This window comes from Pseudomonas sp. xss_2 (genome assembly GCF_043104195.1).
Classification (GTDB): Bacteria; Pseudomonadota; Gammaproteobacteria; order Pseudomonadales; family Pseudomonadaceae; genus Aquipseudomonas; species Aquipseudomonas urmiensis.
Genome location: NZ_JBICKL010000077.1, coordinates 229549 through 248101 on the forward strand (window position 1 = coordinate 229549; position 18553 = coordinate 248101).

Below are 18553 nucleotides of genomic sequence, written 5' to 3' on the forward strand. Positions count from 1 at the left end.
CCCTCGGAGCCTCTCAGATGTTCATGCGCACCCGCATCCACCAGCAACTGTTGCAAAAGTCCCAGGCTCACCAGACCGCCCTGGAAGGTGAGTTGGCCGCCCTGCGGGAATCGGTGGTGACCTTTGAACGGGAGATCGACGGCTATAAGCTGCGGGCGCACAAGCAATCCAGCTACAACACCGCAATCGATCGTTCGATGGCGGTTATCGAGTTTGACCTGGATGGCGTGGTGATCAACGCCAACGCAAATTTCCTCAAGGTGATGGGCTATCGCCTGGAGCAGGTGCGCGGCAAGCATCATCAGATGTTCTGCTTGCCCAGTGAAAGCCACAGTGACGGCTATCAAGCGTTCTGGTCTGAGCTCAACCGCGGCGTATACAAAACAGGGCTGTTCCAGCGTGTCGACAGCCGCGGCGTCAGCATCTGGTTACAGGCCAGCTACAACCCGCTCTACGACAGCCAAGGCAAGCTCTATGGGGTGGTCAAGTTCGCCACCAACGTTACCCCCGATGTCGTGCAGCGCCAGGCCGAATCACAAGCGGCACTGCTGGCGTTCGAGACCTCTCGAGCGACCGATGAACATACCCAGCGCGGTGCTGCGGTGATCCAACAGACCGTGACCGTGGTGCAGAGCATTGCCGACGAGCTTGAGCAGATGGCCAGCGGGGTCAACGCCCTGAGCGCGCAATCCGAGCAGATCGGCAGCATTGTCGATGCGATTGGCAGTATCGCCGAGCAGACCAACCTGCTGGCCCTTAACGCTGCCATCGAAGCCGCCCGTGCGGGCGAGCAAGGGCGGGGTTTTGCCGTGGTCGCTGACGAAGTGCGCAACCTGGCCCAACGCACCAGCAAGGCAACCGTTGCTATTAGTGAGGTGGTCGGGAAAAACCGCCAACTGGCGCAACAGGCGGTTGCCAGCATGCACTCCAGCACCCTGAAAACCGAGCAAGGCGTTGCCTTGGCGAACCAGGCAGGCGCGGTGATTGGCGACATCCATCAAGGCGCCCAGCAAGTGGTGCAGGTGATTGGCCAGTTTGCCCAGCGCCTGGAGCAGCGTAACAACGGCTGAGTGCTGGGCGGCTGGGCTCGCAGGTCAAGGCGCTTTGCGCAGCGCCGGCAAGCGTACCAGCGACCAGCCCGCTTGCGACTCAGCCAACGCCAACCGCACGCCATTCTGCGGTACCGTGTTCAACAAGGCCTGAGCCAGATCACCGACCATCCAGTTGGCGGTATTGGAGGCGATCACCCGGCCATCGGCGGAAATCAGCACCGCTTCGTGGTCCAGGCGCATCAGGCTGCGTACCAGCAAGCGCTCAAGGTTGTGCAACGACAAATCCAGCCCGGCGACGCCAATGAAGCGCCCCTCTACCACGATCGGCATGGTGAAGGTCAGCACATACATGTTGGTACCGTACAGATCCACGTACGGACCTTCCACCACGCTTTTGCCGGTATCGCGCGGGCGGCGGTACCAGGGCATTGCGGTGTAGTCGTAGAAGTTCTCCCGGCGACGGTCGAAGTTCGGCCGCAGAGGCAGGGTCTTGCCGCCATCAGCCAAGTACCACCATTCCAGGTGCATCTCGCGGTCGGCCAGGCAATGGGGCTCGACAATCACCCCGCCGCCACAGCCAAAGGCGCCGGTGGCCAGCAATTGCTGGTCGATGGCTGGACGCAAGGTGGCCAGGTCTTTGGCGAGCGGCTGGCGCCCTTCGGCCAGGACCCGCTGCCACAGCGCTCGGGTTTCTTCGACCAACAGGCGAACCTGGCTGAAAATGGTCCCCAGGGTGGTGTCGAGCTGCTGGGCACAGGCCGACAAGGGGTCGTTATCGCTCAGGGCAAACATGGCATTACCTCACGCAGGTTTCGGCTTTCTTGTTGTAGGGCGATGGCACAGCGGTAAGGGGCGTCAGTGCTCCTCGGCCTGGGCCAGCAGCTCCAGGCGCAAGCTGATCAAGCGCTTGATACCGCGGCTGACATGGGCCTCGGCCAACGCTCCAGCCAACACCGCGTCACCTGCGACCAGCGCCTGCAGAATCGCCTGGTGCTCGTGTTCGACCACGCTCACATCGCCGCCACCGGCGGCTTCCATCCACAGCAACTCTCCGACTTCCGATTGCAAGCGCATCTCGGCGTGGGTCAAACGCAACGATTGCGCGGCAGCAGCCACTTCGATATGAAAGCGCGCGTCGGCGCGGTGGCGGGCCAGGCGCGATCCTGCCTGCCTGAGGGTTTCGATATGCTGGGCGATGCGCGCTTGCTGCTCGGGTGAGCTGCGCTTGGCTGCCAGGCGCGCCGCAGTGCCCGAAATAGCAGTTTGCTCATCGCCCAGGTCGCGCAGATCGGGGCCGCTCATCTCGCGCAGGCGCTGCATCAGCAACGCCTCGGGCAACTCGACCGGGGTGCAGACGAAACTGCCGCCATTGCGACCACGACGGGTCTCGATCAGGCCGCGCTGACGCAGCACCACCAAAGCCTCGCGCAGGGTCACTGTGGCAACCCCCAGCTGCAGGGCCAGCTCCGACTCGCTGGGCAGTTGCTGACCCTCGGCGAACAGTCCGAGCTCGATGGCTTCGACCAGCCGCCGCGCCACCTCATCGGTACGCCCTTCCTGGCGCAGCCGGATGAACGCGGTATTTCGAGCAGTATTCAGGGCAGTCATTGCCTCTCCCTAACAAGCATTGCAAGGCGTGGCGGGGGCCTCGGCGAAAAGGTTCAGTTTCGCATCTTATAGCGAACGGCCGCCCGTCCGATACCGATGAATTTCTCATTCTACCGGGCAAAAGGAGCTTTTCGAAGATATTGGCAAACTTCAAACATTAAGATATGGTTTCATATGTTTAGAGATTCAGCGGGCCGCAACAGGGTTCTGCGCGACCTGCGTCAAGCGACTTCCACCAATAAGACCGACCAAGGAATACGCCATGCAAACCAAACTCCTGATCAACGGCCAGTTGGTCGAGGGCCAAGGCGAGCCCTACGCCGTATACAACCCGTCCCTGGGCGAAGTGCTGGTGCACATCCCAGAAGCCTGCACGGCCCAGGTCGATGCCGCCGTGCAAGCTGCCGACCAGGCCTTCGACAGTTGGTCGCAGACCCCGCCCAAGGAACGCGCGCAGCTGCTGCTCAAACTCGCCGATCGCATCGAAGCTGAAGCTGAGTACCTGGCCCGTCTGGAGTCGCAGAATTGCGGCAAGCCCTATCAGGCTGCGCTCAATGACGAGATTCCGGCGATTGCCGACGTATTCCGCTTCTTCGCTGGGGCCAGCCGCTGTCTGTCGGGCTCTGCAGGTGGCGAGTACCTGCCGGGGCACACCTCGATGATCCGCCGCGACCCGCTCGGCGTGGTCGCCTCGATCGCACCGTGGAACTACCCACTGATGATGGTCGCCTGGAAGCTCGCCCCTGCCCTGGCGGCTGGCAATTGCGTGGTCCTCAAACCATCCGAGCAGACCCCGCTGACCGCCCTGGCCCTGGCCGCGATCATGGCCGAGCTGTTCCCCGCTGGCGTCGTCAATGTCCTCTTTGGTCGCGGCGCCAACGTTGGTGAGCCACTGGTCAACCACCCCAAGGTGCGCCTGGTATCGCTGACCGGTTCGGTGGCCACCGGCTCGCGGATCATCTCCAGCACTGCCAGCAGCGTCAAACGCACGCACATGGAACTGGGCGGCAAGGCACCGGTCCTGATCTTCGACGATGCCGACATCGACGCCGCCGTCGAGGGTATTCGCGCCTTTGGCTTCTACAACGCCGGCCAAGACTGCACCGCCGCCTGCCGCCTGTATGTGCAGCAAGGGGTCTACGAGCAGTTCGTCCGCAAGCTTGGCGAGGCGGTTGGCAGCCTGCGCATGGGCCTGCAGGACGATCCTGAGACCGAATTGGGGCCGCTGATCACCCGTGAACACCTGGAACGCGTCGAAGGCTTTGTCGAACGCGCCAAGGCGCAGCCGCACATCCGCGTGATCACCGGCGGCAAGCGCGGCCCTGGGCCGGGTTTCTTCTTCGAGCCGACCGTGCTGGCCGATGCCCGCCAGGACGATGAGATCGTACAGCGCGAGGTGTTCGGGCCAGTGCTGAGCATCACCCCGTTCACTGATGAAGCCCAGGCCCTGGCCTATGCCAACGACTCCGACTACGGCTTGGCCTCCTCGGTCTGGACCCGCGACGTCGGCCGCGCCAACCGCCTCGCTGCGCGCCTGCAATACGGCTGCACCTGGGTCAATACGCACTTCATGCTGGTCAGCGAAATGCCCCACGGCGGCATGAAGCAGTCCGGCTATGGCAAGGACATGTCCATGTACGGCCTGGAAGACTACACCTGCGTGCGCCACGTCATGTTCAAGCATTAACCCCCGGTTTGCGCGGCGCACCTGATCGGGGCGGCGCGCACCACCGAGCAGCACCATTACCCAAACAATCCTGATTGAAAACGCTACAAACGCGTCCTCGACATAAAACATATAAAACCATAGGCAATATGGCATGGGTTCTGCTATGCACCCTGCTCGAGCCTGAAACCAGCCGTCTTTGTTACTTCCCGGCACAACCGGGGTAACGGCTTACGAGGTGTGTCACCATGCTTATTACCGGCATCAAGAGCCGTCCGGTCTACGACCGGCTGCAACCCATGACAGGTGGCCTGCGCCATTTGATCGCGGGCCAGGGGAGCGGCGGTGTGGCCATGCTGCGCTTGATCGCAGACATGACCCCCGGCCAACGCCAGCACAGCACCGTGCTCTATTCCAGCGAGTCGTTCTCTGGCCACGACCACTTGCAGGCGCTGCAAGCGGCGCAGGTTGCCGACCTGCAAGCGTTCCCCAGCAACCAGGCGCTGCTCGACGCCCTGCGTGCGCAGCTCGGCGTGGCGTGCATGGGCACTCGGCTATATCTCAGCGGCTCGGAAAGCTTCATCGGCACCGCCATGCAAGCGGCCAACGCCGTCGACCTAAACCGCGACGAAGTGCTACGCGAACACAGCGGCACCTTGGTCCGCCGAGTGTGGTGCGCGCACTGCGACACCTACACCGAAAACGTAACGCAAAGGGTCTTCAGCTGCCCGGGCTGCCAGCTCGATCTGGTGGTGCGTGACCACTATTCCCGTCGCCTGGCCGCCTTCCAGGGCATCAAGGCCGATGGCGAAGTCCCAGGCGAACTGCCCGCAGCCGAGGAGCTCGACACATGAATACCCATAACGGCACGCTCAGCGTGCGGGTTGCCCGCATCGAGCAACTGACCCCTGAGATCAAGCGCTTCACCCTGGTCGACCCGGATGGCAAGCACTTGCCAGCGTTCTCCGGCGGCAGCCATGTGGTGGTGGTAATGGAAGACGGCGACAAGACCCACCGCAATGCCTACTCGCTGATGAGCTCGCCCTACGACTCCAGCGCCTACCAGATCGCCGTACGCCGTGTCAGCGACGGTCGTGGCGGTTCACGCTACCTGCATGAGCACGTCAGCGAAGGCGCGCTGCTGCAGATCCTGCAGCCGGCCAACCTGTTCCCCCTGGCCAAGCACGCTCGTCAGCACCTGTTCATCGCTGGCGGCGTGGGCATCACCCCGGTGTATTCGCAACTCGAGGAGCTGCAGCTCAAGCAGTCGACCTTCGAGCTGCATCTGGCCGTGCGCGGCCCGCAGCACACCGCCCTGGGCCATGAACTGCAAGCGCGCTATGGCGATCGAGTGCACTTGTATGTGCAGGGCCAGGACACGCGCATGGATATCCGCACCATCCTCGCCGCTCGCCCGCTGGGCAGTCATGTCTACGTCTGTGGCCCGGACAGCATGATCGACGACACCCTCGACAGCGCCCACGTCCTGGGCTGGACCGACAGCCACATCCACTACGAGCGGTTCGTCGAGCAAGGCTCCAGCGGCCAGCCGTTCAGCGTCACCCTGGCGCGCCAGGGCGTCACCCTCGAAGTGCCGGCCGAGCAATCGCTGCTCGAAGCCGCCGAGCAGGCCGGCTACAAGGTGCCCTACCTGTGCCGCGGCGGCGCCTGTGGCTACTGCGAGACCGAAGTCTTGCATGTCGATGGCGAGCTCGACCATCGCGACGACTGGCTCAGCGATGAAGACAAGCTGAGCAATCGCAAATTCATGCCTTGCGTATCCCGCGCCAATTGCAGCCGCCTGGTCGTAGACCTCTGAGACAGGAAAACAACAACATGACCGTATTCAAGCCTATCGAAACCTACGCCGACGTTGGCGCCGGCCACACCTACAGCAACAGCCGCGAAGCGATCCTGCGCCTGCCCTTCCCTTACCCGGAAGACCAGTACATGTACTCGATGAATGTCGAGCCGCATGTACCGTTTGGCAACGGCGCCCTGCGCGCGCAGTTCGATATCGACGAGCACTACATCTCCGAATGCCATCACCGCGCGCAGACCCTCGACAGCCAGCCAGGGGTGCACTACGCCGCCCTGCCGCACATGATGGAAGCCCAGTGGGACTTGCTCGAACTGTTGATGGAGTCGTATTCACGGGACTTCCCCGAGCACTTCAGCCTGGAGAAGAACGGCAGCCAGTGGCACTGGGTCAACCGCCCGCTGCAAATCGACGACACCTTCACCTTCGGCGACGCCAGCACCCTGCCGATGGAGCCGATGGAGTACATCACCCGCCAGGCCCAGGGCGAGTTCATCCTCCTCGAAGAACGTGACGACACCTTGGTGATGGGCGCCGGCATGGCCACCCAGCGCGCCGACTACTCGCTGCGCTTCAACCTGGGCATGAGCTTCATGGAGTTCCACGGCCCGGTGCCCAAGTTGCACGAGATGGGCATCTTGCAGCGCGCGCTGAAGTTCCTCCTGCGCCTGCGGCCAGGCCACCCGGTACGCCGGACCAACTGGTCGATCACGGTCAATCCGCGCCTGGAAACCTCCGCCGAAACCCTGCCGGACTGGGCGCCTGATCGCACCATCGTCACCCCAGAAAACGCCGGCGAGCTGGTCAACCTGCGGGTCGAACTGCAGCCGCTGCACCGCCTGCCGCGCAGCAACGCCGTGCTGTTCCCGGTGCGCACCTACCTGGTCAGCCTCGCGCAACTGGCCGAGTTTGCCCCGCAATGGGCCAAGCGCATGCACCGGGTGATCCGCGACCTCGACCAGGAGCTGGTGGATTACAAGGGCTTTACCCGCTACCGCGATGCCATGGTCAGCTGGCTGGCGCAATACGACGACGGCACCCCGGTCGACGAAAGCCAGCAATAAATGCAAACCCGCAGGCGCGCCGATGAGGGCGCGCCATTACCCCACGACGTGCTTCTAACAAGGGTTCACCCATGAAAACAATACGCAACGTCTTGCCCGAAAGCTGGAGCCTGGTGTTCTCTGCCGCCGGTTCCGCCTACGGGGTCGGTTTGCTTGGCCTGTGGGCCTTGCCGTTCCTGATCAGTGCAATCATTCATGACCTGCAGCTCAACGAGGCCCAGGCCGGGCTGCTGATGTCGGCAGAATTTGGCTTCACCATGCTCGCCTCGTTGCTGGTCGCGCCGTTCATGGGCCGCGCACCACGGCGCACCCTGGCCTTGCTCGGCACCGTGCTGGCGATCGCCGCCAACCTGGTCAGTGCCAATGTCGACAGCCTCCATGGCCTGGCCGCAGTCCGCTGCGTCGCGGGTATCGGCGCCGGCCTGGCCCTGGCCTGTGGCAATGCGGCGGTGTCCAGCGCCAAGCACCCTGACCGGATCGCCGGACACATGAACGTGCTTTCGGTGGTCCTGATGATCGTGGTGATGCTCGGCTACGCCAAGGTCATGGCCCTATACGGTCTGTCGGGCTTGTACTACGCCATGGCCGCGACCATGGCGGTGATGCTGTTGGCCATCCCGGCAATGGCCCAACGTGCGCCAGTGGCTGACGCTGCACCCGTGAGCCTGGGCAGCGGCAAGGGCGGCGGCAATATCTTGCTCAGCCTGCCGGCGATCTGCATGATGCTGGCGATGTTCGTGTTCCAGGCCCGCGACACCATGGGCTGGGCCTTCGTCGAACGGATCGGCACGATGGTCGGCTACAGCGGCGATGAGCTGGGTGTGCTGCTGTCGTTCCAGTCGTTCGTCGGCCTGATCGGTCCGCTGATCGCGGCCATGGTCGGTAAACGCTTCGGCATGAGCACCCCGGTGATCCTGGCGATCCTGCTGACCGGCGCAACCAGCCTGAGCTACGTGCTCGGCGAGCACTCCAAGACCCTCTACACCGCAGGCGTGATGACCATCTGCGTGACCTATTTCTATGCCCTGAGCTACCTGACTGGCCTGGCCGCAGCGCTGGATCGCGAAGGTCGCGTGGTAGCCGCCGCCAGCAGCTTCCTGAGCCTGGGCCTGGCGGTAGGCCCGGCGATTTCCGGTGGGCTGATCTCCCTGGGCGGCTTCACCCTCGCGGCGTGGGGAATCGGCGTGACCGTAGTGTTGACCTTGCTGCTGGTGAGCGTACCGCTGGCCAGCATTCGCCGTGAGCCTGCGCCCTTGACCGCGGCGGTAGCACTTTAGGCGACACCCTGAGCGTAAGCGACCAACCCGGTCATTGGCTGAGGCAGCCACGCAAGGAGTACATCTGTACTCCTTGCTGGCTTGTGGCAGGGTTTGCATTGCTTACGCAGCGTCGGTAGCCTGACGCCCCCGGCAGATCGCCAGGATGGACAAGGACCGTTTTTCAGTGAATCGCATCAAACCCTGCTTGGCGCTGCTCGCCCTCGCCCCGTTGCTCGGTTGCACACCAAACGAAAAAGAGCTGCAGTTCGACGTCGAGTACGGCCGGTACCAAACCGTCCTGCGTGAGGCAGTCGGCCAGCAAGGCCAACTGAGCTGCAAGGTCAAGATCAAACAGAACCACACAGGCCCCAAATGGGTGCCCTCGGTGATTCTCGCCGCCGCCGAAGACGATGCTGAAGACGACACCTTGTTTCTCTCCAGCGATCCGGTCGCAGGCAGTGACCAGCGCCGCTTCCACCTGCGCACCTTCAACCGCGCCAAGCCAATCATCGACGCCGCGGTGCTGCGCGCCCCCAACAACGATGACGCCTTCGGCCTGCGCCTGAGCTGGCACCGCGACGGCGCGATTAGCTACCAGGTTGATAATGGCGATGGCTGGACTGCGGCGCAGAGGGTCGGTAAACCCGGCTTTTCGGTACGCCACGTCAGCGTGCATGCCAGCGGCCTGACCGGTACCGCCACTTGCCTGCTAACCGACAACGACGTACCGACCGACTGACCTTGGCCGGTTAAGGCCGCACGACCTGGGCCGCCTTGCCGGCAGTGCGGATGTGCGTGCCATACAAGGTCAGCCCGGTGAAGGCCAAGCCACCGACCAGGTTACCCAGCACGGTGGGGATCTCGTTCCACACCAGGTAATCCATGACCGAGAAGCCGCCGCCCATGATCATCGCCGACGGGAACAGGAACATGTTCACCACCGAATGCTCGAAACCCATGTAGAAGAACAGCATGATCGGCATCCACATGGCGATCACCTTGCCGCTCACCGAGGTGGAAATCATCGCCCCGACCACCCCCATCGACACCATCCAGTTGCACAGCACCCCGCGCAGGAAAATCGTCAGCCAGCCGGCGAGTCCGTATTGCTCATAGCCCAAGGTCCTCGCCTCGCCGATGCTGGCGATCTTTTCCCCCACGGCGCCTGGGGAGGCGTTGAAGCCATAGGTGAAGACAAAGGCCATCATCAACGCGACGGTCAAGGCGCCGGCAAAGTTGCCGACGAACACCAGCCCCCAGTTGCGCAGGATGCCCTGCACCGTGACTCCCGGGCGTTTATCCAGCAGCGCCAGGGGCGTGAGCATGAACACCCCGGTAAGCAGGTCGAAGCCCATCAGGTACAGCATCGAAAAGCCGACCGGGAACAGCACCGCGCCAAGCAAGGCCGAACCGGTCTGTACCGCGATGGTGACGGCGAACACCGCCGCCAGCGCCAGAATGGCGCCAGCCATGTAGCTGCGGATCAGGGTGTCGCGGGTCGACATGTGGATCTTCGAGGCGCCGGCATCGAGCATCTTGGTGACGAACTCAGCGGGTAGTAGATAGGACATTGCAGTTTCCCTCGGCACAAAGCGGTCAAGGACGCCCCATCACTGAGGCGCCAGAATGGCAGATCGATTACCAGGAGCGGTACGGCAAGAACTTGCCATTGAGGGTCAGCAGCACGCGGTCGCCCTTGGGGTCTTCGATTTTTTCGACATGCATCGAGAAGTCGATCGCGCTCATGATGCCGTCGCCGAACTTCTCCTGAATTACGTCTTTAAGGGTCGGGCCGTACACCCCGACCACTTCGTACAGGCGATAGATCAATGGGTCCTGAGGGATGGCCTGGTCCCAGCCCTTGACCGGGTAAGCGGTCATTGCCGTGGCGACTTCGGCATCCAGTTCAAGCACCTCGCACAGATGCGCGGCCACGTCCTGGGGCGCGCTGTTCATGCCGTAGCAGACGGACGCCAACCACACCGGCGCCTTGCCCACGGCAGCGCTGAGGTCATCCCAGCTAAAGCCTTTGCGCGCTTTGGCGGCCATGATCAGGTGGTGCATTTCAACTTTGTTCATCGTGTTTATCTCTTGGGTTAGCGGTTAGGACTAAACGCTCTATAGCGAGAGATGTGCCAACTGCACTGAGCATATAGGCCGTTGAATTAATTGATATTTTCCGCCGAACTGCGAAACACGGATTGACGATAGTTCGTGAATAACGAAATATCGGAACGCCACTGACGAAATTTCGTTAAATCTGACGCACAGGAAAACGCCCATGCCCGCCTCTCTGGCGCCACAGATTTGCGCCGATGCGCCCATTGCCATGTTGCTGGTCGATGCTGTCGACGACCGCATCGTGCAAGCCAACCTCGCCGCGCTAGAGTTGCTGGCCTGCTCGGCTCAGGCGGCAGATGAGCTTGCGTTCAGCCAGTTCTTGCGTGGCGCCATTTCGCAATGGGTGAGCTTCAGCGATGAAGTCCTGAACCAAGGCCAGGCGTGGTCGGACGACTTGACCCTGGTCGACCTGCTGCACCGCCAACAGGCGGTCGAGATCACTGCCCGGGCCATGGATCAGCAGCGCATCCTGATGATGATCCAGCGTCGCGACCTGCTCGAACAGCGCCGCAACCGCGCCGAGGCGCGCCGGCAACATCGCCTTGGCCATGTCGGCTGGGAACGCATCAGCCAGGTGTTCGAGCGCATCCAGCAACAGAACCGGCTGATCCTGGGCGCTGTCGGGGAAGGCATCTACGGCCTGGATACCCGCGGCCAGACCACCTTCATCAACCCTGCGGCCGAACGCATCCTGGGCTGGAGCGCTGCCGACATGATCGGCCAGGACGCCCACCAACTGTTTCACCACAGCCACAGCGACGGCCGGGTGTTTGCCGTCAACCAGTGCCCCATTCATGCCTCGTTCAGCGATGGCCAGGTGCATCGGGTCGACCACGAGGTGTTCTGGCACAAGAATGGCGAGCCGATCGCCGTCGAATACACCAGCACACCAATTTTCGAAATGGGCAGGCTGGTCGGCGCCGTGGTGCTGTTTCGCGATATTCGCCAGCGCCAGCGTACCGAGGCGCGGCTGCGTGAGGCGCTCACTGAGGTCGAGCAATTGCAGCGCCGGCTGGAAATGGAAAACCAGTACTTGCAAGAAGAGATCAACGCCCAGGCCAATCACCACGAAATCGTTGGTAAGAGCCCGGCCGTGCGCCACCTGATCCAGCAGATCGAACTGGTCGCCGCCACCGATGCCAACGTGCTGGTCAGCGGCGAATCCGGCACCGGCAAGGAACTGATTGCCCGTGCCATCCATGCCAGCAGTCGCCGCGCTGACCGCCCACTGATCCGGGTCAACTGCGCGGCAATCCCCCGCGAACTGTTCGAAAGCGAGTTTTTCGGTCATCTCAAGGGCGCATTCACCGGCGCCGTGAGCAACCGCGTCGGCCGCTTCGAACTCGCCGACGGCGGTACCCTGTTCCTCGACGAGGTGGGTGAAATCCCTCTTGAGCTGCAGAGCAAGCTGCTGCGTGTGCTGCAGGATCGCCAGTTCGAGGCGGTCGGCGATAACCGCACCCGGGCGGTGGATGTACGGGTGATTGCCGCGACCAACCGTGATCTGCGCGAAATGGTCGCCCAAGGCAGTTTCCGCGAAGACCTGTATTTTCGGCTGAATGTGTTTCCGATCCGCTCGGTGCCGCTGCGTGAGCGGCTCGAAGACATCCCGTTGCTCGCCAGCCACTTCCTCGCGCGGGCCAGTCAGGCGTTCAACAAACCTGATGTGCGCATGCCCCTGACGCAGGTCGAGGTGCTCAAGCAGTACCCCTGGCCGGGCAATATCCGCGAACTGCAAAACGTCATCGAACGCCAGACCATCGTCGCCCGCGAGGGGCGGGTCAGCTTCGACGAATTACTGGCAAGCAGCGGTCAAGCTCATCGCAGCCAGCCAACCCCAGCTACGGCCGATGCTGAACCGACTGCCGATCAAGAGTGGCAACGACAGATCCAGCTCAATGTCATCAGCGTCCTCAAACGCACGGCAGGCAAGATCTCGGGCACGCACGGGGCTGCGCAGCTGCTGGGGCTCAAGCCCACCACGCTGGCCTCGCGCCTGAAAAAGTGGGGGATCGATCCGCGCCAGTACAAGGGCCATTGAGCGTTTGTTGTCTGCACGCCCCTTAACGCGCTGCGACTCTTCGCGCGATAAGGCCAGAATGCACACCAACAATCGCCCATTCTACAGCCCCAACTCAGACAACCCCGGATGACCATCCGGCCGCCGCCCCAGCGGCCAGAGGTACTTGCGATCCGAGGGATGAATGGGCAGATCATTGATACACGCAAAGCGCACCGCCATCAGCCCATCGTCGGCAAACTCCCAGTTCTCGTTGCCGTAAGAGCGAAACCAGTTCCCCGAATCATCGTGCCATTCATAGGCATAACGCACGGCAATACGATTGGCGCTGAAGGCCCACAGTTCCTTGATCAGGCGGTAGTCGAGCTCTTTATTCCATTTACGGGTCAGAAACGCCTCGACCTCGTCTCGGCCATGAATGAACTCAGCGCGGTTGCGCCACTGGGTGTCGAGGGTATAGGCCGTGGCCACCTTCTTCGGATCACGGCTGTTCCAGCCATCCTCGGCCATTCGCACTTTTTCGATAGCCGATTCGCGGGTGAACGGCGGCAATGGCGGGCGGGTGCTGGTAGCGGATGTCATGGCGGTTCTCCTGAGTGTTTGAAGCACTCAACCAAATTAGCCCAACTTCACAGTCCCGTGCCGATTGACCGGTTCTCGGCAGGATCGTGCAAACCTGCACGCCTGGCCCTGTGCTAGGTTTTCTGCAGGGTGCGCGCAGTGCCAGCTGCGCGGCGCGACCGATAAAAACTAAAGATCGATCAACCAACCGACTGATTACGGGTGAGCCATGCAGCTTCGAATCAACCAAAAGACCTACGAGGTCGATGCAGAAGCGGATACCCCCCTGCTCTGGGTGATCCGCGATGATCTGGGCATGACCGGCACCAAGTACGGCTGCGGCCTGGCCCAATGCGGCGCCTGTTCGGTGCTGGTCGATGGCAATGTGGTGCGCGCCTGCGTCACCCCGGTGGCCGGGGTGGTTGGGCGCGAGATCACCACCATCGAGGCCATCGAAGCGGACGAAGTTGGCAAGCGGGTGGTCGCGACCTGGGTAGAAAAGCAAGTTGCCCAATGCGGCTACTGCCAGTCCGGACAAGTCATGGCGGCCACCGCGCTGCTCAAGCACAACCCCAAGCCCAGCGATGAGCAAATTGCCGCGGCGATGGTCAACCTGTGCCGCTGCGGCACCTACAACGCGATCCACAGCGCCGTGCACGCCTTGGCCGAACAGCCTGCTCAACAGGAGAATGCCTGATGAACAAGCCCGTCGATTACCCGGCCGACCTGTTGCAGTTGGATCAGCCGGTCAACCTCTCGCGGCGGCGCTTTCTGGCTGGCAGCGCAATCGGCGCGTTGGTGCTGGGCTTTGGCCTGCCGATTGGCGTCTCGCGGGTTCAAGCCGCAGCCGCTACAGCACCGGCCCTGGGTACCCAAGTACCGGCCTTCCTGGAGATTCGCCCGGACAACAGTATTCGCCTGCTCAGCCCGTTCATGGAGGGTGGCCAAGGCACCTTCACCGCCATGGCGCAGATCGTCGGCGAAGAGCTCGACGCCGATCCTGCGACCTTCCTGGTCGAGGCTGCGCCGCCTGGCGAGGCCTACGTGGTGATGGAGAACGGCATGCGCATCACCGGCGGCAGCATGTCGGTGCGCATGAGCTATCCCACCATGCGCCGCCTCGGCGCCTTGGCGCGGGCCATGCTGCTGCAGGCCGGCGCCGAGCGGCTGGGGGTGCCGGTCAGCGAACTGAGCACCGAACCGGGTCGGGTGCTGCATGCAGCCTCAGGTCGGTCGCTGAGCTACGGCGAGCTGGCCAGCCAGGCGATGGACCTGCCAGTGCCCGACCCGGCCAGCATCCAACTGCGTGATCCCAGCCAATTCCGCTGGATCGGCAAGCCGGTCAAGCGCGTCGACGCCTACGACAAATCCACCGGCAAGGCGCTGTACTGCATCGACCTGAAACTCGACGGCATGCTGCATGCCGCCGTGCAACACGCCCCGCGTCTGGGCATGACGGTGGGCGAGCTGCGCAATGAAGCCCAGGTCAAGGCCATGCCAGGCGTGCATTCGATTCATCAACTCCCCGGCGCGGTGGCCGTGGTCGCCGAGCGCTGGTGGCATGCCAAGCGTGCGGTGGAGGCGATCCAGGTGCAGTGGCAGGAGCCGGCCGCCGACGCCCCGGTGCGACCCATGCCGGCAGATTTTTCCACCGAGGGTTTCCGGGAGCGGCTAAGCAGCGCGACCAGCCCTGCGCGTGACGAAGAAGTGCAAGGCGACTTCGCCAAGGCGCTGGACGGCGCCAAGACCAAGCTCGAGGCGACCTACCACAACCAGTTTCTCAACCACGCGCAACTGGAGCCGCCCTCCGCCCTGGCACGCTTCAACGCCGATGGCTCTCTGGAGGTCTGGCTGCCCAACCAGGCGCCAGACATGTTCCGCGCCGACATCGCCAAGCGTACCGGCCTGGATCCGGCGCAGATCACCCTGCACTCGCCACTGCTGGGTGGCTTCTTTGGTCGGCACTTCCTCTACGACAGCGCCAACCCCTACCCGCAAGCCATCGCCCTGGCCAAGGCGGTCGGCCGGCCGATCAAGCTGATCTGGAGCCGCGAGGAAGAGTTTTTGCGCGATGTGCTGCGGCCCATGGCCGTGGTCAAGTTCCGCGCCGGGCTCGATGCCGATGGCCTGCCGGTAGCCATCGAGGCGGTCAGCGCCACCGAAGGGCCAACCGAGGCGATCGCTGGCAAGCAAGCCGAGAAGATCGACCCCACCGCCCTGGAAGGCTTGTCTGGCAAGGCCTACGCCATCGCCAACCGGCGCATCGCGCAGGTCTATGTCAAAGGCCCGGCGATGCTCGGATACTGGCGTTCGGTAGGCAACTCGATGAACGACTTCTTCTACGAAGCCTTCCTCGATGAATTGGCCGATAAAGGCGGCCAGGATCCGTTCGAACTGCGCCGACGCCTGCTGCGCGACAACCAACGCTTGAGCACCCTGCTCGAAGCGGTGGGCGAGCTGTCGGGCGGCTGGAAGCGCGGCCCGTTCACGGCCGAGGATGGCAGCAAGCGCGCCCGCGGGGTGGCCATGGCCTCGCCGTTCGGCTCCGAGGCGGCAGTGATTGCCGAGGTGTCGATTGAAAACGGCCAGGTGCGGGTCCACGACATCTGGCAGGCGATCGACCCCGGCAGCATCGTCAACCCGGCGATTGTCGAGGCGCAGGTCAATGGCGCGGTGGCCCTTGGCCTGTCCCAGGTGCTGCTGGAGGAAGCGGTGTATGTCGACGGCAAGCCGCGCGCGCGCAACTACGACCTCTACCCAATCCTGCCTGCGGCGCGTATGGCGCGGGTGCATGTGCGCATTGTCGAAAGCGGCGAGAAAATGGGCGGGATCGGTGAGCCGCCCTTGCCTGCCGTAGCCCCGGCGGTGGCCAATGCGGTGGCGCGGCTGACGGGCCAGCGCATCCGTAGCATGCCGCTGTCGCGCTATACCTTCAGCTAGATGGCCAGGACGACCTGCACATGACGCAAAAATCAACTGCAAGAACCCTAGGCTTGCTGGCCGTACCGTGCCTGATCGCGGCGGGCCTGCTGGCCTGGTATGTCACCCGTGAGCCTGGCTCACCGTTCGATGCGCAAGCCAGCAGCCAGGCCACTATGGATCAAGCCCTGATCCAACGCGGCGAATACGTGGCCCGGCTCAGCGACTGCGTGGCCTGTCACAGCCTGCCCGAAGGCCCACCGTTTGCCGGCGGGCTGAAGATGGCGACGCCGTTGGGGGCGATCTATGCCACCAACATCACCCCCGACGCCAGCCATGGCATTGGCGCTTACAGCCTGGCGGACTTCGACAGGGCGGTTCGGCACGGTGTCGCGCCTGGCGGGCGCCGGCTGTACCCGGCAATGCCCTACCCCTCCTACGCCAAGCTCAGTGACGATGATGTGCGTGCCCTGTATGCCTTCTTCATGAAAGGCGTGCGGGCAGTCGAGCAGCCCAATAAACCGGGAGAAATCCCCTGGCCGCTCAACCTGCGCTGGCCGATTGCCCTGTGGAATGGCGTTTTCACCGATGCTGCCCCGTATGCGGCAAAAACCGATCAAGACCCGCTGTGGAACCGTGGTGCCTATATCGTCCAAGGCCCCGGCCACTGCGGCAGTTGCCATACACCGCGCGGCCTGGCATTCAACGAGAAGGCCCTGAGCGAGCCTGGCAGCGCGTTCGTCGCCGGGGCCTTGCTTGATGGCTGGTACGCGCCCAGCCTGCGCAATGACCCCAATACCGGCCTCGGGCGCTGGAGCGAGGCGGACATCGTGCGTTTCCTCAAGACCGGTCGTAACCAGCATGCCGTGGTCTATGGTTCGATGACCGAGGCGTTCAACAACTCGACCCAGTTCATGCGCGACGATGATCTGGCGGCCATCGCCCGCTACCTGAAATCCTTGCCCGGCGATCCCCAGCGTGATGGGCAACCCTGGCAGTACCAGGAGGTGTCGGCAGCTACCCGCCTGCAGGCGCCGGGTGCGCATACCTATGTCACCGTCTGCGCCTCCTGTCATGGCCTGGAGGGCCGTGGCCAGGCGGAGTGGATGCCGCCGCTTGCCGGTGCCACCTCAGCCTTGGCCAAAGAAACCGCCTCGGCCATCAACATCACCCTCAATGGCTCGCAACGGGTGGTTGCTGCCGGCGTACCGGACGCTTACCGCATGCCGGCGTTTCGTGAGCAGTTGAGCGACCGCGAGATCGCCGACGTGCTGAGCTTCGTGCGCAGCACCTGGGGCAATCATGGCGCCGCTGTGCAGGCGCAAGAGGTAGCCAAGCTGCGCGAACACACCGGGCCTGCCAGTGCCAGCCCGATCATTTTGCAGATGCGCTAAACAGGAGGCGACGGGATGGAGAGCATTGACCTGATGGTCCTGCGTAGCGCCCGCGACTGGCTGGCTGCCGGCGAGCGGGTGTTGTTGGCTACGGTGGCGCGCACCTGGGGTTCGTCGCCACGGCCGGTAGGGTCGATGATGGTGCTGCGCGAGGACGGCCGGGTGGTCGGTAGCGTGTCGGGCGGCTGCATCGAAGATGATCTGATCCACCGCTACACCCGAGTCCATGGCGGCGCGGGTATTGCCCCAGGGTTGCCCCAGGTGGTGCGGTACGGGGTCAGCGCCGATGAAGCGCACCGTTTCGGGTTGCCGTGTGGCGGTACCCTGGAGCTGATCCTGGAGCTCAATCCTTGTCAGCAGTTGCTCGAACAGCTGTTGGCTCGGCTCGATGCCGGTGAGCTGGCGCGGCGCACGCTGGATCTGTCCAGCGGTGAAGTGCGCCTTGAGCCTAGCGCCAGCCCGGATCAGTTCAGCTTTAATGGTCGGTACATGATCAGCACCCTTGGCCCCGGTTATCGCATGCTGTTGATCGGCGCCGGGGCGTTGGCCGAGTACGTCGCCACCATGGCCCAGTTCAATGGCTTCAAAGTCAGCGTCTGCGACCCCCGGCCCGAGTACATGGGGGCCTGCAACGTTGCCGGGGTCGAGCAGTTGGTCGGCATGCCGGACGATGTGGTGCGGGCATTCCGGCCTGATGTGCGCACCTGCATTCTGGCCTTGAGCCACGACCCAAAGCTCGATGACCTGGCCTTGCTCGAAGCGCTGCATAGCCCGGCGTTCTACATTGGCGCCATAGGCTCGCGGCGCAACAGTCAGCAACGCCGCGAGCGCTTGATCGAGCACTTTGGTGAGACCCAAGCCTCGCTCAAGCGCCTGCACGGACCTATTGGCATCTACATCGGCAGCAAGACCCCGGCGGAGATTGCCGTGAGCGTCATGGCCGAGATTCTCGCGGTAAAGAACAATGTGGCTTTGCCCGGCGAAGTGTCGGTGACCCATGCCAAACGGGCCAAGGAGCGGCAATTGCTTGCCGGCTGAAAGCGGCGCCGTGCTGTTCGCGGGCAAGCCTG

Annotated in this window: 17 protein-coding genes; 12 read left to right on the top strand and 5 right to left on the bottom strand. The window is 63.3% G+C overall.

The annotated features are described in order from the left end of the window. Window positions 1-23: 23 nt before the first annotated feature. Entirely contained in the window at window positions 24-1070 is a 1047-nt protein-coding gene (locus ACF8K2_RS19710; protein ID WP_392467254.1) for a methyl-accepting chemotaxis protein, read from the top strand. A gap of 24 nt (window positions 1071-1094) precedes the next feature. Here the strand turns inward: ACF8K2_RS19710 and ACF8K2_RS19715 are convergent, their stop codons facing one another. Together ACF8K2_RS19715 and ACF8K2_RS19720 are read right to left on the bottom strand one after the other, a co-directional pair. Beyond that, entirely contained in the window at window positions 1095-1844 is a 750-nt protein-coding gene (locus tag ACF8K2_RS19715; RefSeq protein ID WP_392467132.1) for a cache domain-containing protein, read from the bottom strand. A gap of 63 nt (window positions 1845-1907) precedes the next feature. Continuing rightward, the gene (locus tag ACF8K2_RS19720) at window positions 1908-2660 is read right to left on the bottom strand and encodes a FadR/GntR family transcriptional regulator (RefSeq protein WP_186554503.1); all 753 of its coding nucleotides are present in this window, start codon (window positions 2658-2660) and stop codon (window positions 1908-1910) included. Between the two features lie 262 nt (window positions 2661-2922). Here ACF8K2_RS19720 and ACF8K2_RS19725 point away from each other — a divergent pair, with 262 nt between their 5' ends. From ACF8K2_RS19725 to ACF8K2_RS19750, 6 genes are all read left to right on the top strand, one after another. Next, complete coding sequence (locus ACF8K2_RS19725; RefSeq protein WP_392467134.1) at window positions 2923-4347, top strand: gamma-aminobutyraldehyde dehydrogenase; 1425 nt, start codon at window positions 2923-2925, stop codon at window positions 4345-4347. A 227-nt stretch (window positions 4348-4574) separates the two neighbouring features. Then, window positions 4575-5180 (top strand): dimethylamine monooxygenase subunit DmmA family protein, encoded by a 606-nt coding sequence (locus ACF8K2_RS19730; RefSeq protein ID WP_392467136.1) that lies wholly within the window; start codon window positions 4575-4577, stop codon window positions 5178-5180. Beyond that, window positions 5177-6145: a PDR/VanB family oxidoreductase gene (locus ACF8K2_RS19735; RefSeq protein WP_392467138.1), complete on the top strand. Its 969-nt coding sequence runs from the start codon at window positions 5177-5179 to the stop codon at window positions 6143-6145. Before ACF8K2_RS19730 ends, ACF8K2_RS19735 begins: the two co-directional genes overlap by 4 nt. A gap of 17 nt (window positions 6146-6162) precedes the next feature. Next, window positions 6163-7209: a DUF3445 domain-containing protein gene (locus tag ACF8K2_RS19740; RefSeq protein WP_186554507.1), complete on the top strand. Its 1047-nt coding sequence runs from the start codon at window positions 6163-6165 to the stop codon at window positions 7207-7209. Window positions 7210-7280: 71 nt separating this feature from the next. After that, entirely contained in the window at window positions 7281-8486 is a 1206-nt protein-coding gene (locus ACF8K2_RS19745; RefSeq protein ID WP_392467140.1) for an MFS transporter, read from the top strand. Window positions 8487-8652: 166 nt separating this feature from the next. After that, the gene (locus tag ACF8K2_RS19750) at window positions 8653-9207 is read left to right on the top strand and encodes a hypothetical protein (protein WP_392467141.1); all 555 of its coding nucleotides are present in this window, start codon (window positions 8653-8655) and stop codon (window positions 9205-9207) included. A 10-nt stretch (window positions 9208-9217) separates the two neighbouring features. Here the strand turns inward: ACF8K2_RS19750 and ACF8K2_RS19755 are convergent, their stop codons facing one another. Together ACF8K2_RS19755 and cynS are read right to left on the bottom strand one after the other, a co-directional pair. Beyond that, window positions 9218-10039, bottom strand: a complete 822-nt coding sequence (locus ACF8K2_RS19755; RefSeq protein WP_186554510.1) for a formate/nitrite transporter family protein — start codon at window positions 10037-10039, stop codon at window positions 9218-9220. A gap of 67 nt (window positions 10040-10106) precedes the next feature. After that, complete coding sequence (cynS, locus tag ACF8K2_RS19760; protein WP_264232972.1) at window positions 10107-10547, bottom strand: cyanase; 441 nt, start codon at window positions 10545-10547, stop codon at window positions 10107-10109. A 202-nt stretch (window positions 10548-10749) separates the two neighbouring features. On the opposite strand from cynS, the gene ACF8K2_RS19765 reads away from it, so the two are divergent. Continuing rightward, on the top strand, window positions 10750-12630 hold the full coding sequence (locus ACF8K2_RS19765) for a sigma-54 interaction domain-containing protein (protein ID WP_392467142.1): 1881 nt from the start codon (window positions 10750-10752) through the stop codon (window positions 12628-12630). An 81-nt stretch (window positions 12631-12711) separates the two neighbouring features. Here ACF8K2_RS19765 and ACF8K2_RS19770 read toward each other — a convergent pair whose 3' ends face one another. Then, entirely contained in the window at window positions 12712-13191 is a 480-nt protein-coding gene (locus ACF8K2_RS19770; protein WP_186554512.1) for a nuclear transport factor 2 family protein, read from the bottom strand. 208 nt (window positions 13192-13399) lie between these two features. Here ACF8K2_RS19770 and ACF8K2_RS19775 point away from each other — a divergent pair, with 208 nt between their 5' ends. From ACF8K2_RS19775 to ACF8K2_RS19790, 4 genes are read left to right on the top strand one after another with little or no spacing between them, the layout of a single operon-like run. Next, complete coding sequence (locus tag ACF8K2_RS19775) at window positions 13400-13867, top strand: (2Fe-2S)-binding protein (RefSeq protein ID WP_186554513.1); 468 nt, start codon at window positions 13400-13402, stop codon at window positions 13865-13867. Beyond that, window positions 13867-16110, top strand: coding sequence for a molybdopterin cofactor-binding domain-containing protein (locus tag ACF8K2_RS19780; RefSeq protein WP_392467143.1), 2244 nt, complete (start codon window positions 13867-13869; stop codon window positions 16108-16110). The genes ACF8K2_RS19775 and ACF8K2_RS19780 overlap by 1 nt, the downstream gene beginning before the upstream one ends. A 20-nt stretch (window positions 16111-16130) precedes the next feature. Beyond that, entirely contained in the window at window positions 16131-17483 is a 1353-nt protein-coding gene (locus ACF8K2_RS19785; protein ID WP_392467144.1) for a c-type cytochrome, read from the top strand. 15 nt (window positions 17484-17498) lie between these two features. Beyond that, a complete protein-coding gene (locus ACF8K2_RS19790) occupies window positions 17499-18521 on the top strand; it encodes an XdhC family protein (RefSeq protein WP_392467145.1) in 1023 nt (340 codons plus the stop codon). The last annotated feature ends 32 nt before the right edge of the window (window positions 18522-18553 follow it).

What these genes read in the sequence shown, in the direction of transcription:
- ACF8K2_RS19710 (WP_392467254.1), top strand. Translation starts at nt 24, where the DNA reads ATGCGCACCCGCATCCACCAGCAACTGTTGCAAAAGTCCCAGGCTCAC.
- ACF8K2_RS19715 (WP_392467132.1), bottom strand. Translation starts at nt 1,844, where the DNA reads ATGTTTGCCCTGAGCGATAACGACCCCTTGTCGGCCTGTGCCCAGCAG.
- ACF8K2_RS19720 (WP_186554503.1), bottom strand. Translation starts at nt 2,660, where the DNA reads ATGACTGCCCTGAATACTGCTCGAAATACCGCGTTCATCCGGCTGCGC.
- ACF8K2_RS19725 (WP_392467134.1), top strand. Translation starts at nt 2,923, where the DNA reads ATGCAAACCAAACTCCTGATCAACGGCCAGTTGGTCGAGGGCCAAGGC.
- ACF8K2_RS19730 (WP_392467136.1), top strand. Translation starts at nt 4,575, where the DNA reads ATGCTTATTACCGGCATCAAGAGCCGTCCGGTCTACGACCGGCTGCAA.
- ACF8K2_RS19735 (WP_392467138.1), top strand. Translation starts at nt 5,177, where the DNA reads ATGAATACCCATAACGGCACGCTCAGCGTGCGGGTTGCCCGCATCGAG.
- ACF8K2_RS19740 (WP_186554507.1), top strand. Translation starts at nt 6,163, where the DNA reads ATGACCGTATTCAAGCCTATCGAAACCTACGCCGACGTTGGCGCCGGC.
- ACF8K2_RS19745 (WP_392467140.1), top strand. Translation starts at nt 7,281, where the DNA reads ATGAAAACAATACGCAACGTCTTGCCCGAAAGCTGGAGCCTGGTGTTC.
- ACF8K2_RS19755 (WP_186554510.1), bottom strand. Translation starts at nt 10,039, where the DNA reads ATGTCCTATCTACTACCCGCTGAGTTCGTCACCAAGATGCTCGATGCC.
- cynS (WP_264232972.1), bottom strand. Translation starts at nt 10,547, where the DNA reads ATGAACAAAGTTGAAATGCACCACCTGATCATGGCCGCCAAAGCGCGC.
- ACF8K2_RS19765 (WP_392467142.1), top strand. Translation starts at nt 10,750, where the DNA reads ATGCCCGCCTCTCTGGCGCCACAGATTTGCGCCGATGCGCCCATTGCC.
- ACF8K2_RS19770 (WP_186554512.1), bottom strand. Translation starts at nt 13,191, where the DNA reads ATGACATCCGCTACCAGCACCCGCCCGCCATTGCCGCCGTTCACCCGC.
- ACF8K2_RS19775 (WP_186554513.1), top strand. Translation starts at nt 13,400, where the DNA reads ATGCAGCTTCGAATCAACCAAAAGACCTACGAGGTCGATGCAGAAGCG.
- ACF8K2_RS19780 (WP_392467143.1), top strand. Translation starts at nt 13,867, where the DNA reads ATGAACAAGCCCGTCGATTACCCGGCCGACCTGTTGCAGTTGGATCAG.
- ACF8K2_RS19785 (WP_392467144.1), top strand. Translation starts at nt 16,131, where the DNA reads ATGACGCAAAAATCAACTGCAAGAACCCTAGGCTTGCTGGCCGTACCG.
- ACF8K2_RS19790 (WP_392467145.1), top strand. Translation starts at nt 17,499, where the DNA reads ATGGAGAGCATTGACCTGATGGTCCTGCGTAGCGCCCGCGACTGGCTG.